A 15796-nucleotide genomic window follows, 5' to 3' on the forward strand; every position below is an offset into this window, starting at 1 on the left:
CCTGTTAGCCGGGGGGCAATCCAGATGCGCCTACCCTACCACTCCCGGGCGACCCTCTCCGTCGCGCCAATCACCCCAATGTGCATCAACGGAGGCCGGGCGGTTGGGCCCGCTTTACGCGCGCGGCGCCGCCAGCAAGCTCTCGAACTCGGCCGCCGGCGCGGGGCGGCTGGCGTAGTAGCCCTGGTAGTGGTCGCAGCCCAGTTCGCGCAGAACGGCCAGTTGCTCGGCGGTCTCCACGCCCTCCGCCAGCACGCTCAGTCCAAGGCCATGCCCCAGCCCGACGATGGACCGGGCGATCGAGCGGTCGTCGGCATTGCCCGCGCCCTCTTCTTCGGCCAGGCCATCGACGAAGCTCTTGTCGATCTTCAGCGTATCCACCGGGAAGCGCTTGAGCTGCGCCATGGAGGAATAGCCGGTGCCGAAGTCGTCGATCGCGAAGTGGACCCCGCGCTCGCGCAGGCGCTGCAGGATGCGGCGGGCACGGCTCGGATCCGCCATCAGCGCCGACTCGGTAATTTCCAGCTCCAGCTGATCCGCCGGAAAGTCGAAGTCCTCCAGCAACTGCCCCACCTGCTGGTCGATGGGCACGCGCTGGAACTGCAGCGCCGAGACATTCACCGCCAGCCGCAGAGGCGGGTGCCCGGCGGCGCGCCACTGGTGTCCCTGCTCGATCACCCGGCGCAGTACCCAGCCGCCCAGTTCGACGATCAGCCCGGTCTGCTCCGCCAGCGGGATGAAGCGCCCCGGCGAGATCGGGCCCAGCTCGGGGTCGGTCCAGCGCAGCAGCGCCTCCGCCCCCAGCAGGCGGCCATCCGCGACGTGGTACTGCGGCTGGTAGTGCACCTCCAGCGCATCCTGCTCGATCGCCCGGCGCAGCCGCGCGGACAGGTCGATGCGCTCGCGCGCCGCGCGGGTGAACTCGTCCGAGTAGTAGCGATAGCTGCCGCGCCCGTCCATCTTGGCCTGCGACAGCGCGGTACTGGCCTGCTGCAGGAGGGTATCGGCATCCGCCGCATGCTCCGGGAACACCGCGATGCCCACCGTGGCGGTGACCTCCATCTCCATCCCGTTCCCGAGATCACAGGGGTAGCTCACCTCGCGGATGATGTTCTCCGCGACCAGCGCAGCGTCATCCACGTGGCCCAGGTTCTCCACCAGCACCGCGAACTCGTCGCTGGCCAGGCGCGCCACGGTGTCGGTCCCGCGGCGCCCCACCTGCAGCCGCTCGGCCACCAGGCGCAGCAGGCGATCCCCGGCCGCATGGCCCTGACTGTCGTTGATGTCCTTGAAGCGGTCGATGTCCACGAACAACAGCGCCAGGTGCCCCTGACGCCGCCGCATCAGCGAGATGCCGTGCGTCAGGCGGGCGCGCAGCAGGCGGCGGTTGGGGAGCTCGGTCAGCGGGTCATGGTGGGCGAGGAAGTCGAGCTCCGCCTCGGAGGCCTTGATCCGCGAGATATCCGCGAACACCGACACGTAGTGCGTCAGCCGACCCTGGCTGTCATGCACCGCGGTGATGCTCTGCAGTTCGGGGAAGATCTCGCCGTTCTTGCGCCGGTTCCAGATCTCCCCCTGCCAGTGGCCGTTCACCTGCAGCTCGCGGAACAGGTTCGCGTAGAACGCCTGATCGTGGCGGCCGGACTGGAACATCTTCGGCGTGCGGCCGACCACTTCGTCCTGGGTATATCCCATCAACTGCGTGAAGGCGCGGTTCACCGACAGGATGTGCGCGGTGGCATCGGTGATCACCACCCCCTCGCGGGTGTTTTCGAACACCACCGACGCCAGGCGCTGACGCTCCTCCTGTTCGCGCCGTTCGGTGATGTCCTCGACCGTCGCGACGACGCGGTCCAGCGCACCCTCGGGCGTGCGGCTGCACTTGACGTCGATATCCGCGACCATCACCCGGCCATCGCGCCGCAGCAGGCGTTTCACGACACTGTAGCCGCTGCGTTCGCCGCGCCGCATCTCGGCGTCCAGTTCCGCCTCGCAGTCTCGATCCTCGGGGGTCGCCAGCCGGTTCCAGTCCATCGCCGTCAGTTCGTCCGGGGCATAGCCCAGCATGTCCGCCAGACAGGCGTTCACGCGCTCCCAGCCCTCGCCACCCGGACCCGAGATCGCCATACCAACGAACGGCATGTCGAAGAAGATCCCCAGCATCCGGTCCTGGTCGGCATGCGCCCGCACCAGCGCCAGGTTGCGCCGCAGCCATTGCTGGCGCCACAGCAGCCCCCCGGCCGCCAGCACGACCAGCCAGACCAGCAGCGTGGCCCCGGCCGCCCAGACCGCCTGCTGGCGGGGGGCCACCTGCACGCCATCGAGATCCCGCTTCAGCACCAGGTCCCAGCCGGCCGGCGCCAGGCCCTGCACACCCGCGAAGAAGCGGCTGTCCGCGTTGTCGAAACGCTCGATCACCACCGCGTCGCGCGGATGGTCCAGGATCCGCTCGCGCAGCCGCGGGAACGCCGCCGGAGCCGGGATGATCACCCCGCCGGCTGCGCTGATTCGGGCAATCGTGGCCCGCTGGTCTCCGCCCCGCACCACGATATGCGCCTGCGCATCCAGCCCGTTGCGGCTCTCCGTCAGCGTCAACAGCGGATGCAGGCTCTCGACCGTGGACGACAGCAGCACCAGCCCCACCACCGGATCATGCGGCCGCGCGCGATCCCGCACCGGCACCGCCCAGCTGATCCGCGGGCGTCCGTCCGGGTCGGCATGCAGGATGGGTTCGCTCGTCTCCGCGCTGCGCCGCACTTCGCGCAGTACGGCATCCATCTGCGATTCATCCAGCGCGCTGCGCCCCAGTTCGATCACCGGCTGGCGATTAGCATCCAGCAGGGCGACGCCATCGTAGTCATAGGCCCGGCGCATCAGCTCCAGGCGATCGCGCACCTGCTCCAGGGCCAGCACCGAGCGCCGTTCCAGCGCCGTCACCGCGAACAGATTGAATCCGCGCGCCTCGGCCAGCACCACGGCGTCCCCGGTACGCTCCGCCAGCCAGCGATCAATCACGCCCCCCTTCAGGAACGCGGCGCGTTGCAGGTCCTCGCGGGCCTGCGTCTCGGCGGCCGCCACCTGCCACTGCCAGGCGCCCAGCCCCACCGCCGCGGTCGACCCGATCACCGCGGCCGCCAGGGCCAACCAGGGCCAGTAGCCGAAGCGCCCGAGTGCCTGACGGGACCCCGCCACCGGTGCCTCCGGGTTCGAGGCCGGCAGCCAGCGCATCGCCGCGTACAGCAATACGCCAGAGACCAGCACAAACCCGATGCCCTTGCCCAGGTTCGCGCGGGTCAATGCGTCGGGCACGTCCGCGCCGGCCCACCACGCCAGCGCCACATCGGACAGGGCAATCCACAACACCCCCACCACGACATAGCCCCCGGCGATCCAGCCGGCGGCGAAACGACGGGTCCTGCGGCGCGCGTCCGTCATCGAGCGCCCCCGCACGCCCATACGGCAAACGCAAAAAGGCGCCGTACCCCGTTTCCGGTCCGCACGGCGCCCCAAAGGCCTGGTTCAATGGTTGTCACGTCGTCAGTCGACACTGCCAAAGGCATTCGCACCCGCAAAGAGGTCTCTGTCCAAATCCGTTGTCACCGGCATACCGATGTACTGCCCGGCCCGAACAGCATGGGACCCGCCGAAGCGGGCCCCGCTGCATCCGTCGTCCGATCCTCACCGGCCTTTCTACCGGGGTTCAATACCGGACTGTACCGGATTACATTACTCGGCGACGGTCCGCTCGATGATCACCTCGATCTCTTCGGAGGACTTCTCCATCACCTCGGCCACACCTTCCGGCATCATCGGCAGAAAGCCCGGCACGTTCATCCGCGAGATGAACACATCGCCCTGGCTGTCCTGATAGATACTCACGCGGCAGGGCATGAACGCGGACACCGGACGGAAGGCATCCTCCGCCAGGATCTGCGCGCTGTAGCGCCCGCTGCACACATCCAGGATCACCACCGGATCAATCGTGAAACCGCGCTCCGACAGCGTACCGGCCATGTTGTTGCGGCCCAGGATGCTCCACCCCGCCTCGGACGCCTCCTGTTCAAACGCGGCAAGCGTGGCCGGGAAGGAATGCGGGCTCGGCGTCACCTTCACCATGTCCGGCTGCTCGCCCCCATGACTGCCGGCCTGCACCGCACCGGCAAAGGCCAGCGCAACCAGCATCGCCAGAAGCGCGAGGAACCGCGCACCATGGCGGGTGGTCATCATAGTAGATTGCATCCTGATTTCTCCTTTCCCTACAAGCGGGAATCGTCGTGATGGTCCGCCTCTTCGTTACGTTGGAGACGTCACCTGCACAAACAGACTAGCGACAACGGCCTGCACCCGTATTGATGCAGGTCAACCAGACACGAATCAGACCCGTTCCAGACGGGCCCCACCGGCGCAGCGTCGCCGCAAACGCAAGGAGATCGACATGGAAGCCACACTGAAAAACGGAACGGTCACCCTGAAGATCGACAAGAAGGCCGCCAAGGATATCGCAGAGAACATCACCGAACTCGACGGCGAGATCAGCAACGGCGCGCGGGCCCTCGGCTCTGTACTGCAGGAAGGCGTCTACGAACTGGAAAACGAATTCCGCCAGCCCCCGCACGCCTTCGACGAGCACGCCCCCAAGCAGCCCTCCATCGAGGACTGACGCGCCCGCCGCGGCCGCAACAAGCCAAACAAGAATACAAGGAGCACGACATGCACCTGGAAAAAGCCGAAAACGGCGAACTCGTCATCACCATGCCCGAGGCCGAAGCCGCCGACGCCCTGGCCACGCTGAAAAAGCGCGCCGACGAACTCGACGAATGCGAGGACCTCACCGAGGCCCTGGAAAACGCCGGCGTCCAGCTCCCCGAACAACCGGACCACATCCGCCACGAATACATGCCCCCGGCGGACCACTAACCCCGCCCCCGCCCCACACTCCTGGGGCGGGCACGCCGTCACACCCCGGGGCGATGATTCGGGCCTATCCAGCACCCCATCGCCGAGAGGCTCGGCCCCTGCAGGCCCGAAAACCCCGGACAGCGTAGGAGCCCAGCCCCTTGGGCGATCCGACCTGTCCAACACCCCGATCGCCGAGAGGCTCGGCTCCTACGCATCCCGACACCACGGCCCCCGTAGGAGCGTGCTTGCACGCGAAGCCCCCGCCAAAGCCAGTCACGGAACACCTTCCGCAGCCCCCACCGGCTCACAAGCAAGAAGCCCAAATAAACCCATGCCCCATAAAGAGAAAGAGCCACCCCAGCATCCGTGCCCGGGCGGCTCTTTCAGGGGCATCCCTGTCCCCGCGACAAAAACTAGCACACAAAGTAGAGGATTCCACCCCATCCACGAAAAAAACGCCCAACGGTCGTTTTCGCCCCCTCAGTGGTAGCCCCACTCCCCACCATCGGACCAAATTCGAGCATTACCCGACACCGTCGCATATCCAGCATCCCGGCACCATGCTACAGCCCGCTACTCCCGGCTCCCCCAGATCCCGAATAACCGCAACGCCGTTTCCGCGACAACGCCCCCGACAAGCCCCCTGTAGGAGCGGCCTCGGCCGCGAAGCCCCCGCCAAAGCCCGAAAACCACCCGGTCAGGGCAAACACCAAACCACAACCCTTGCGCCTCTCCAGCCCGGCCCAGCGAAGATGCCGTAAGAACCCAGATCTCTCACGCCGGACCGCACCCAACGCCGGAGCCATTCCGGCGAAACCCCGGATAACCACAACGCGGTTCCCGAGATAACCATCGATGCACACAAATCAGCCCAGCAATGCCTGTGTCTCCGCGTCCAGCGCACTCCAGTGCTGGCGCAACCGCTCGGCCAGGTCCTCCGCCTCCAGCAGCATCACCGGCATCGGCAAGTCCGCTGCACGCTCCCGCGCCGCGGCCGAGAACCCGCCCAGGTTCACGTACATTCCCCGGTCACCGGCGCCGCGTCCGGTGGCAAAGCGCTCCAGCTCGACCAGCCCCGTCTCCACCGTCGAATCGTTCGCCACACCCACCACCAACCGCGGCACATCGTCGCCCCCGCCACCGGCCGGAACCGTCACCCGCTCCAGCCACGGCCGGTCTTCGTCCTCCAACGCCTCGACCACCACATACCCCATTCCGCGCAACAGCCCCTGCACCAGCCGCATCCGCTCCGATGCCGCCAGTTGCTCCATCCGCTCAGCCCAGTCATCCATCACCATCTCCCGCATCCACCCCTCGACGCTAAGGGAAAAGCCGCACAGAAACCAGAACCCGCCGCATCACGCGCCAAACACTGAACCATTCCCCTGTAGGAGCGGGCTCGGCCGCGAAGCCCCCGCCAACGTTCGATAACCACCAACCCCACCTCTTCTATGCCCCGAAGCCCCATCACCCGGCACAGCACCCGCCTCCTGCGCCGATCGGCAGAACCTCGACCGTATCCCGGCAAGACTCGCCCCAGAACACGGAATGGTGTACACTGTACGCTTGGGTGGTACAGACATAAGGACATGTCTCCACGTGCTCCATGCCATTGAATTCATTGAAACCCCAACGTTCACTCGGCAATTCCAGGCGATCGCTACAGATGATGACCTGAAAGAACTCCAGAACACGCTGATCGCCCAACCCGACAAAGGCGACCTGATCCAGGGAACAGGCGGCCTACGGAAAGTCCGCATCGGGTTGGGCCACCAGGGAAAGCGTGGTGGCGGACGCGTCATCTACTTTCTGGCGAGTGCGCAGATCATCTATCTGATTCTGGCCTATCCGAAGAACGTGAAAGACAACCTCACCGCCACCGAAAAAGTGGCCCTGAAAGCACTGACTTCACGGCTAAAAGAGGAAACTCCCCAATGAGCATCTACGACGAACTCCAGAGCTCACTACAGGAAGCCGTCGCCATCAAGCAGGGCAAGAAAGCACCCAGCCGCGTCACACGCCACGAAGTGGCGGACGTGAAGGCCATTCGCGCCCACTTGCACGTTTCGCAAGCCGAATTTGCCAAGGCCATGGGAACGAGCGTCGACACCATCAAGAGCTGGGAAGCCAAACGCCGCAACCCCACCGGACTTGCCGCAAAGGTCCTCGCCACCATCCAGGACAATCCCAGCTTTTACAGCGAAATCGCCGCGCACTGACCCGAGCGAAACGCAAAGAATCTTCGTATCCCCCGTAGGAGGCCAGCCCTCTGGCCGATGGGGCGTCGGGCTGGCGTGGGTGATCGGCCAGAGGGCTGGCCTCCTACATCGAATACCGCCCCCGGTGGGGGCGAGTCGCCCACGAAGCCCCCAACGCGCTACTACACACACCTGATCAATGCGCCGCCACCCAGTTCTCTACCTGCAGCCCGGATACGCGCTCGAATTCACGGCCATTATTCGTGACCAGCACGGCCCCAATGGCCCGAGCATGCGCTGCGATCAAAAGGCCGTTTGCACCAATCGGAGTCCCTACGCCCTCTAGCTCGGCACGGATGTCACCGTAATGTTCAGCTGCTTCTTCCGGCCAGTCGCACACCCTCGCGAAAGCCAGAAAGCGCTCCAGTGCGGCCTCGCTGCGTTCCCTCTGATTCGACCGGCGAACCCCGTACCGCAATTCCGCCAGAACGACAGCAGAAAGGCCCACCTCCCCAACTGGGACACCCCGCAGCCGCGCATGCACCTCGGGTGGTCGGCGTTTCATGATGTAGATGCAGATGTTCGTATCCAGCATGTAGCGCATGGCTCACAACGCCTCGCGGTCCTGCGCCACGCGATCCTCGATCGAATCGGGAAAGTCATCCGGAAGGGTCTCTCCAGACCCCTGGAAGTAATCATCCCAGGACCTCGGCTTGGCCCGCAGGATCAGCGCATCGCCACGCTTCTCGATAACCACTTCATCCGCATCGAACGCAAAACCCTTGGGCAGCCGAACGGCCTGGCTGCGTCCATTCCGGAACAAACTCGCCGTGCGCCGCTTCATCGCCAACCCCACATCCTTTGCATATGCCTAAAGCATATCCTCCACCCGCTCCCATTCCAAGGCCCCGCTGCCACCCCTGTAGGAGGCCAGCCCCCTGGCCGATTGGATGTTGGACACGCCCCATCGGCCAGGAGGCTGGCCTCCTACAACCAATGCTACCCCCCTGTGGGAGCGACCTCGGCCGCGAAGCCCCCGCCAAAGCCCGAAAACCACCAAAGCACCAAAGCACCACGGAACCTAACCCCGAACGCGATCCCCGGAACCCTTCCCCGTCACCGTCAAAACCAAATACCGGAAATAGCCCGCCAGCGTCAGCGACCCAATCATCTTCGCATCCACCTCGGCCAGCCTCTCGGGGTCCGACATATCAATTCCGTTCACCTGCGCCAGCCCGGTAATGCCCGGGCGCACCGCAAACACCCCTCGAGCCTCGCGCGCCGCGATCAACTCCACCTGACTCACCAGGCAGGGCCGCGGCCCCACCAGGCTCATCTCCCCCTTCAGAACATTCCAAAGCTGCGGCAGCTCATCCAGCTTCGTTTTGCGCAGAAAGTGGCCCAAGCGAGTAATCGACGAGGCCTGCGCCAGATGCGTCGCCACCGACGCCGTATCCGGGCGCATCGTTCGAAACTTCACCAGCGTAAACGGCCGCTGATACCGCCCCACCCGCTCCTGCCGGAACAGCGGCGAACGCGACTCCATCCAGCCCAGCACCCACAACACCGCCATCACCGGCGCCGCCACCACCAGCCCCACCAACGCCAGCACCACATCCAGAATCCGAATCAAAACGCCTCCTAAATCCCAACCAACAACGCCCCGTAGGAGGCCAGCCCCCTGGCCGATTGGACGTTGGACAGGCCCCATCGGCCAGAGGCTGGCCTCCTACACCGAGTGCCGCCCCTGCGGGCCTGGCCTCAAAGAACCCGCTCCAGCGACTGAATACCCGCTTCCACCGAACGCCGAACGGCGTCATGGATGCCAGCCGGGAACCCCGCCGGCAATTCATGTTCCACTCGATCCAGTGCGGATGCGGCCTGCAGAACCACGGATGCCAGAACCTCGTGCACCATCGCCGCAGGCAGACGGGCTGAAGCGCCCGTCTCCAGGAAGTGCCGGCCCTGGATGCTATCCACCCGATAGTGGTTGCGCCGCCCCACAGCGAGCGCCAGCCGAACCTGCTTGCGCTCGACCTGTCGGCTGGCCACGCTGGGTAAAATCGTCAACACGTCATACAGCGGCGTGAGCCGGAACCCGCCGCCCGGTTGCAGGAACACGCTGAAATTCTTGGCGTGCCCATCCGTGGCGCCGATCAGCCAGAACAGGACCTGCGCCTTCAGCACTGTCGCCTGGTCCGCCCCCGGCGTATCACTGCCCCGCAACAGCCCCAGCACATCCACCAGCCCGGGGCCACCTTCGCTCTGATACTTGCGGCTCGGCGGCACGCCCAGTGCCTGGCAGCAGTCCTCCTGCGGCAAGCGCAGCAACCGCCCATCGCGCGCCCAGTGTCGATCAAACCGCTCCACTACCAGCGCCCGGGCGCCCCCAAAGCGCCCGATCTCCGCACGCGCCACCGGCAAACCAAACGCCGCCAGCAATCGCAGGCAGTAAAACTCGTTCTCCACACTATCCGACAGATCCAGCCCGTTGGGTAACTGCCCAATAGCGGGCTTCAGGATATGCGTCGTCGGCGTCGAGCCATGCGGCTTGAGCCAGCGACCCTCATGCCACAGCAGTGCCGTCTTCTCCTGGGCACCGGCAATCGAAATGCGGAAAGCCTCGTCGCTACCCAGACCCAGCGGCGCCTGGGCCAAACCGCCAAGCAGCTCTTCGATGCCCCTTTCATCGACCGGCTCCCCCTGAATCCCTCCAGCGGGCCCGGACTCCTGCGCATCCGACAGCGAAAACTGCAAAGCCCCCACACAATCATGCCCGATCGCCGCCAGCAGGCTGTAGGCATCCGTCCCAGCGGCGCCCACACGTTGCGCCACACGCCGCCGCAGGACGTCCGCATCCGGCAACAAGTTCTCGAACACCGCGGCCACGGCCTCGCCGTGGTAGGCATCTTCCCGCAACGGAAGCGATAGCGAGACCGGCAGCGCATGCTCCCAGCCCAGCCAGCTGGCGTCATACCGAAACCGGATCGCCCCGGCCGCCGACTTCTCCAAAAACCCCACCAGGCGACCATTCAGCAAGACGCGCAGCGGCGGATGGCGGCGCGTGCGCGGCATCAGAAGATTTCTTCAATGGACGCAGTCGACCGCGCACGGGGAGCAATCTGAAACTCCAGATCCAGCGCCGCCAGAACCGCAAGCAACGTCTCCAACCGGGTGGCCGGGTTCCCGTTCTCGATCAGGGAGATCGTCTCCTGACGCAATCCCGACTTCTCACCAAGCGCGGCCTGCGTAAGGCCCTGCTTTCGCCGGACCCGGCGCACAATCGTCCCAATCTGCTTAGGTGTTCGCGCAAGCAATGTCATAACGCCCGATTATGCGCCCGACCCGATAACCAATCAATATCGGAATCAACCCATAAATCAAGCACCCCGCCGCCCTCTGGCCGATCACCCACGCAAAACAACAACCCCCCGTAGGAGGCCAGCCCCCTGGCCGATTGGATGTTGGACAGGCCCCATCGGCCAGAGGGCTGGCCTCCTACACCAAATCTCACCCCCTGTGGGAGCGGGCTCGCCCGCGAAGCCCCCGCCAAAGCCCGAAAACCACCAACCCTACCCAACCAACGACACCACCGCCCGCCTTAACCCCTCATCCACACTCACCGGAGGCTCCCACCCAAGCGTATCCCGCGTGTGCGAGATATCCACCTGCAACGAATCCAGCAACCGCCGCGCCATCTCCCCGCGCCCCACCGCACGCGCCCCAGCCCGCAACACCACCGGCGGCACCGGCACCAACCGCGCCCGCCGCCCCATCGCCACCGCCACCCGGCGCAACAGATCCGTGGTGGAAAGATCCTCCCCATCCCCCGCCAGGAACACCCGATTCGCCGCCGCCGGATGCTCCAGACACGTCACCAGCAGATCCACCAGGTTGTCCAGCCCCACCAGCGAGCGCCGGTTCCGCGTCACCGCGCCCAGCGGCAGCGGCACGCCCCGCGCCACCCATTCCATCAACTTGCCAAAATTGCCCGGCGCGCCTGGGCCGTACACCAACGGTGGCCGAACCACGACCACCTCCATCCCCGTCTCGGACGCCAATACACGAAGACCATCCTCCGCTTCGCGCTTGGAAACCGCGTAAGGCCCCTGCGGCGAGGGTGCATCGCTTTCGGTGAAGGGCCGCGCGGTCTCATTCCCATTCACACCGATGGAGCTGACGAAAACAAAGCGGCGCACACCGGCCTCCGCCGCTTGCCGGGCCAGCCGGCATGTGCCCTTCACATTCACACGCCGGAACGCCTCCAGCGGATCAACATCCTCGTCTTTCAGCACATGAGCTCGCGCGGCCAAGTGCACCACTGTATCCACGCCGACGAGTGCCGAGCCCCATTCCGTTGCACCATCGATCGCGGACACCACCACCGGATCGAACGCCCTCGGGTCCGGCACCTTGCGCCGTACTGCACCACGCACCACCGCACCATCGCTGTGAAGGCGCGCCGCCAATGCCCCACCAACGAAGCCAGTCGCTCCAGTGATCAGTACGCTGCCCATGCTCTCGACCTCAGAGTGTTTGTTGCCGGCTTACAGGGGGCACGGGTGCAAAAAATGCCGTTCCTGGCATCGCCATTCCAGTATCGGGACCATGATTGACCCCCAGGAGTCGTGCAGCGCCATTCCGTCACATCAAAGAGCCGTCCGCCTCTCCTTTACCCGGAGAAGGTCATCATAGATGTCCAAGTGGGCGTCAACGATCTTGCCGATTTCAAACTCGCGCTCCGCCAGGTCACGCCCAGCCCGCCCCATCGCCTGCCGCTCATCTGCATTTTCGATCAGGCGGTGCAAGGCATCCGCCAGCCTCTCGGGATTCCGGGCCGGCACCAGTAACCCGGTCCTATCGGGCTCAATGGCATCCCGACACCCCGGCACATCGGTCGTCACAACGGCACGCCCGGCGGCGGCGCCCTCCACCAGCACCTTCGGCAGACCCTCGCGGTACGAGGGAAGGCACACAATATGCGCCCGACCGAACAACTCGGGGATATCAGTACGGTAGCCCAGTAGTTCCACGATGCCTTCTTCCTGCCAGGCACCCAGCTCCGCTTCGGTTACCGTTGCCCGGTTCCCCGGGTCCGTATCGCCGATGATCCAGAAGCGGGCGTCGACACCGCGTGCCTTCAGAATACGCGCCGCATCGACGAACTCGACGACGCCCTTGTCGCGCAGCAACCGCGCGGCGAAAGCCACGATAGGCGCCCCCGGAGGCTCCGACTGAACCCGGTACTGCTTCAGGTCCGCGCCGGACCCTCGAATCAGTACCGCTTTCTCAGCCGCCATCACCCCCCACTGTTCCAGCACGGACCGATCATCAGCATTCTGGAAGATCACCCGCTGGCGGCCATGCCCGAACGCTAACCGAAACATCGGATAAAGCAGCGCCCTCAATGAACGCGCCTTGGCATCATGGCGGATGAAGACGGTACCCAATCCTGCAACCGCCGACACCACTGCTGGAACCCCCGCCAAGCGAGCCGCAATGCCGCCGTACAAATACGGTTTGATAGTGACCAAATGGGCAATATCCGGGCGCACCGTCCTGAACAACCGCACCAAGGAGCCCAGAGCGCCAAATTCTGCCAAGGGGTTCATACCCTTTCGGCAGAAATTCACGGAATGAAATGTCATCCCCGCATCGAGGATCTCTTGAGGTGCCGTCCCCGGTCCGGCCACATGGACATCGAAGCCACGCTCTTGCGCGGCCAAGCCAATCGCAAATCGATGCGAGACGAACCAGTTCGGCTCATTCAACACAAACAGCAAACGGGCCATATCAGTGCCACAGCGCGCCGCGTCTTGCGGCTCCGAATGACCTATCCCGGCCCAGCACCGGCACCGCGTGGCCACATTCACGCAGGCAGGCCAGCAACGGCCCACGAAAATTGATCAGCGAGCGCGACACACCACCTACCCCCAGCACTCTTTCGCCCATTGCCCGTACTCCGCTCTGAATTCCTTCCTGGATGCCGCCGGGATACCCCCCAACTGGCCACCCGAACCCTAACCTATAATGCCCCGCAACAGCACATCACGACTGGAGAGTTCCATGGAACGGAACATCGTCTTCTGCTGCCACGGCACCGACAACCGGAGGGGCAGGATCAGCGTGGTCGCCCCGTTGCGCCTCACGGTTCCAGTCGTCGCGAAGGGCCCAGCGACGAAGCGATACACCACTGGCACCAGCAGCTACCCGCCTACGAACCCGACGGGGCACGTTCTCTCCGCTCGCATTCGGCCGCGAGAAGGTAATCGGCACCACCCCGGGCAAGCTGTTCGGCCACGGCCTCAGCGCCGGCATCGACAACGGCTACCGCTTCCTGGTGCAGTACTATCGCCCCGGCGACCGCATGTGTCTGGTCGCCGGAGAAGTATGAGTCAGCCGGAAGATTGTCCGGATGGTTTCTGATTCCGGAGCTCCAGCGCGCCGACGAAGCTCGGCGTGGGCAGCGTGAGGGGCCCGGCCAGGCTGCGGGAGGTAATGTTGGTCACCATTTCGCGGATCGCACCGTAGACCAGGGCCGCCCCGTACTCGCAGGCGAGGGTTTCGTGCTTCTCGGCGGGGTATTCATCCGATACCGAAACGATGCCCACCGCCTGAACATCCAGCACATACGGGCAGCGCGCTTCGCCATCCATTGGTTGAGTCCCGAACCCCACGGCTACCCACCAGCTGCCATCTTCGTCGTTTTGCCCATGGTCCAGCCCCCAGCTCAGGGTTGTACCGTCGAAGTCAAATTGATCCGCACGCCGGATTTCCGATTCCAGGTCGGCCTCCACATGGACCCGGACGAACTCGATACCGTGCAGGGTAAGCGGGCTCGGCTTCATGCCGCGGACTTCCGCCAGCGTTGGATATCCACCACCGAGGCATGGCCGCGGACCGGATCGCGGGGCTCTTTTGCGGCCTGGCCGGATGCAATCTGCCGTTGCAGGGCGCTCTTGATGGCCGAGATGCGCTCCCCGGTCAGGCTCCCGCCATGGGGGCGAACGGACGTATTCGCCGGCAGAGGCACCCCCTTGTGAGAGGCAAGCCACGACAGGGTTTCCGGCTGGGCGAGGCAGACTTTCACCAGACTGTCCATCGCCTCGCTTTGCGCAATGTCATCATTCTCGTATCGCGAGAACGCCACCTTGCCGCCCCCGAACAACTGCGCCGCCTGGCTCTGCGTGAGATGCAGGGCACGCCGCGCCTCGCGCATTTCCCGCCCCGTCAGCAGACCTTCCGCATGCTTGCGGAACGCAATCATCGCCCGCTTGTTGGCGCGCGCCTCATCCGCCTCGGCAACCTCCGACCCGCACACATCGCACACGGCGTAATGCAGCGGAATCGTCCCTTCCACACCGGCATGCTCCACCTGTTGAGTGGCCTCCCGCGCTTCCAGCCGGCCCTCGCCACAGGCCGGACAAACGCGCTCCGTGCTTGCAGTCGTTTGGCTCATGTCAGGTTCCCTCCGGGTGATTGGAGACCAAGAGCAACAGGCATCCGGTCTTCGCGATACAGAACTTCAGATAATAGGTCACGGGCATGTTCCGGCGCGCAGTTTCCAGCCATTCTTCGACGGTGACGGTATAGGCATCACACGCGGCCCAAGGCCCATTCGGCTTCTGGATACACCACTCGGAGCCCCGGTACCGTCCTTGCCGCACTGCGCACTCAATCAGACGTGCCACATCCGCAACGTCAAGGCTCCACTTTGCGGCATCCCGGATGGCCCCCGCGCTCCACAACGTCACCTGGCCTTCGCCTGCCAGCGCCGCAAGGTCGTCCGGGGCGTACAACCGGCCGCCAGCAATCCTGCGGTCACCACCTTCCTCCGGCGGGCTACCTTTGTAGGCGCTGACGTTGCGTAATTTACTTATCACGATGATATGCCATCCATGGTGAAGCCTCAATCGGCCGACCGCTTCCTTGTCGAAGACCCGGCCCCGGAACCAAGACGGGACCCAATTGGTTTTCTCACGCCCGGCGTGATGACGGGCGGCCGGGCCGGCGGCGCTCAATGCGGCAGCCGATGATCTGCTCCACCTCGTCCACGAAGCTCTGGTTGCCCGTGAGCTGCCCGCGCTGTAGCGCCTCGCGCATCAGCGACAGCTCCTGCTCCGGAACGCCCCGTTCCACGAACCGGGCGTATCGCGCGCGCCGGTCAGTTTCGCGGTGCGCCAGGTCCAGGTACGCCGGATCCAGATCGATCCATTGCTCCTCCTCGCCCATACGCTGGCGGAAACTGGACCAGGAGTAGTCACCGGCCGCTGGCACCATCCTCGCCCGGACCGGGTTGAGTTCGATGTAACGCGTGCAGGCCAGCAAGTACGTCTCCGTCTGCACCGGGCTGGACTTGTAGCGTCCTTCCCACAGCGTACCGGAGCGGCCCTCCAACCGATTGCGATACCGGGTGGCTCGCGCGGCCAGCGCCTTCATCAAACGCCCCATCGCCGCGATCTCCTCGCCCGGCCCCAGCAACAGGTGCACATGGTTGGTCATCAGGCAGTACGCATACACTCGAATATCCAGCGCACTGCTCAACTCGCGAAGATCCTCCAGGTACCGCTCGTAATCATCGGGCCCGGCAAACACCACCTGCCGGTTATGTCCCCGCTGCACCACATGGTGCGGTATATGAGGCAACACCACTCGCGCCATCCTTGGCATTCCGTCCCTCCCAAATCATCCCGCCCGCT

Annotated in this window: 18 protein-coding genes; 4 read left to right on the forward strand and 14 right to left on the reverse strand. The window is 65.0% G+C overall.

The window, feature by feature from the left end:
* Nucleotides 1-114: 114 nt before the first annotated feature.
* Both F793_RS0107735 and F793_RS0107740 read right to left on the reverse strand, forming a co-directional pair.
* Nucleotides 115-3456: a bifunctional diguanylate cyclase/phosphodiesterase gene (locus tag F793_RS0107735; protein WP_018882214.1), complete on the reverse strand. Its 3342-nt coding sequence runs from the start codon at nucleotides 3454-3456 to the stop codon at nucleotides 115-117.
* 270 nt (nucleotides 3457-3726) lie between these two features.
* Nucleotides 3727-4224 (reverse strand): DUF302 domain-containing protein, encoded by a 498-nt coding sequence (locus F793_RS0107740; protein WP_026279263.1) that lies wholly within the window; start codon nucleotides 4222-4224, stop codon nucleotides 3727-3729.
* Between the two features lie 211 nt (nucleotides 4225-4435).
* Here F793_RS0107740 and F793_RS0107745 point away from each other — a divergent pair, with 211 nt between their 5' ends.
* Nucleotides 4436-4660, forward strand: coding sequence for a hypothetical protein (locus F793_RS0107745; RefSeq protein ID WP_018867105.1), 225 nt, complete (start codon nucleotides 4436-4438; stop codon nucleotides 4658-4660).
* 50 nt (nucleotides 4661-4710) lie between these two features.
* The gene (locus tag F793_RS0107750) at nucleotides 4711-4917 is read left to right on the forward strand and encodes a hypothetical protein (RefSeq protein ID WP_018867106.1); all 207 of its coding nucleotides are present in this window, start codon (nucleotides 4711-4713) and stop codon (nucleotides 4915-4917) included.
* 848 nt (nucleotides 4918-5765) lie between these two features.
* Here the strand turns inward: F793_RS0107750 and F793_RS0107755 are convergent.
* Complete coding sequence (locus F793_RS0107755; RefSeq protein WP_026280855.1) at nucleotides 5766-6191, reverse strand: restriction endonuclease; 426 nt, start codon at nucleotides 6189-6191, stop codon at nucleotides 5766-5768.
* Between the two features lie 307 nt (nucleotides 6192-6498).
* Here F793_RS0107755 and F793_RS0107760 point away from each other — a divergent pair, with 307 nt between their 5' ends.
* Together F793_RS0107760 and nadS are read left to right on the forward strand one after the other, a co-directional pair.
* On the forward strand, nucleotides 6499-6837 hold the full coding sequence (locus F793_RS0107760) for a type II toxin-antitoxin system RelE/ParE family toxin (protein ID WP_018875682.1): 339 nt from the start codon (nucleotides 6499-6501) through the stop codon (nucleotides 6835-6837).
* Nucleotides 6834-7118, forward strand: coding sequence for a NadS family protein (gene nadS / locus F793_RS0107765; protein WP_018867109.1), 285 nt, complete (start codon nucleotides 6834-6836; stop codon nucleotides 7116-7118). The genes F793_RS0107760 and nadS overlap by 4 nt, the downstream gene beginning before the upstream one ends.
* A gap of 175 nt (nucleotides 7119-7293) precedes the next feature.
* Here nadS and F793_RS0107770 read toward each other — a convergent pair whose 3' ends face one another.
* The 11 genes from F793_RS0107770 to F793_RS0107820 form a co-directional block, all read right to left on the reverse strand.
* On the reverse strand, nucleotides 7294-7701 hold the full coding sequence (locus tag F793_RS0107770; protein ID WP_018882216.1) for a type II toxin-antitoxin system VapC family toxin: 408 nt from the start codon (nucleotides 7699-7701) through the stop codon (nucleotides 7294-7296).
* A 3-nt stretch (nucleotides 7702-7704) separates the two neighbouring features.
* The gene (locus tag F793_RS0107775; protein ID WP_018867111.1) at nucleotides 7705-7941 is read right to left on the reverse strand and encodes an AbrB/MazE/SpoVT family DNA-binding domain-containing protein; all 237 of its coding nucleotides are present in this window, start codon (nucleotides 7939-7941) and stop codon (nucleotides 7705-7707) included.
* Between the two features lie 237 nt (nucleotides 7942-8178).
* Nucleotides 8179-8730, reverse strand: coding sequence for a sugar transferase (locus F793_RS0107780; protein ID WP_018882217.1), 552 nt, complete (start codon nucleotides 8728-8730; stop codon nucleotides 8179-8181).
* A gap of 128 nt (nucleotides 8731-8858) precedes the next feature.
* Complete coding sequence (locus F793_RS0107785) at nucleotides 8859-10172, reverse strand: type II toxin-antitoxin system HipA family toxin (protein ID WP_018882218.1); 1314 nt, start codon at nucleotides 10170-10172, stop codon at nucleotides 8859-8861.
* Complete coding sequence (locus F793_RS0107790) at nucleotides 10172-10420, reverse strand: helix-turn-helix domain-containing protein (protein ID WP_018877553.1); 249 nt, start codon at nucleotides 10418-10420, stop codon at nucleotides 10172-10174. The genes F793_RS0107785 and F793_RS0107790 overlap by 1 nt, the downstream gene beginning before the upstream one ends.
* Before the next feature lie 249 nt (nucleotides 10421-10669).
* Nucleotides 10670-11614: an SDR family oxidoreductase gene (locus F793_RS0107795; RefSeq protein WP_019592794.1), complete on the reverse strand. Its 945-nt coding sequence runs from the start codon at nucleotides 11612-11614 to the stop codon at nucleotides 10670-10672.
* 132 nt (nucleotides 11615-11746) lie between these two features.
* Nucleotides 11747-12889, reverse strand: a complete 1143-nt coding sequence (locus tag F793_RS0107800; protein WP_018882220.1) for a glycosyltransferase family 4 protein — start codon at nucleotides 12887-12889, stop codon at nucleotides 11747-11749.
* A gap of 603 nt (nucleotides 12890-13492) precedes the next feature.
* Nucleotides 13493-13945 (reverse strand): hypothetical protein, encoded by a 453-nt coding sequence (locus F793_RS0107805; RefSeq protein ID WP_018882221.1) that lies wholly within the window; start codon nucleotides 13943-13945, stop codon nucleotides 13493-13495.
* Entirely contained in the window at nucleotides 13942-14556 is a 615-nt protein-coding gene (locus F793_RS0107810; protein ID WP_026280856.1) for a type II toxin-antitoxin system MqsA family antitoxin, read from the reverse strand. The genes F793_RS0107805 and F793_RS0107810 overlap by 4 nt, the downstream gene beginning before the upstream one ends.
* Nucleotide 14557: 1 nt before the next feature.
* Nucleotides 14558-15118 (reverse strand): hypothetical protein, encoded by a 561-nt coding sequence (locus F793_RS14150; protein ID WP_231366524.1) that lies wholly within the window; start codon nucleotides 15116-15118, stop codon nucleotides 14558-14560.
* Complete coding sequence (locus tag F793_RS0107820) at nucleotides 15075-15767, reverse strand: transposase (protein WP_026280857.1); 693 nt, start codon at nucleotides 15765-15767, stop codon at nucleotides 15075-15077. The genes F793_RS14150 and F793_RS0107820 overlap by 44 nt, the downstream gene beginning before the upstream one ends.
* Nucleotides 15768-15796 lie beyond the last annotated feature (29 nt).

It is taken from the genome of Thioalkalivibrio sp. ALE22 (assembly GCF_000381445.1).
Classification (GTDB): domain Bacteria; phylum Pseudomonadota; class Gammaproteobacteria; order Ectothiorhodospirales; family Ectothiorhodospiraceae; genus Thioalkalivibrio.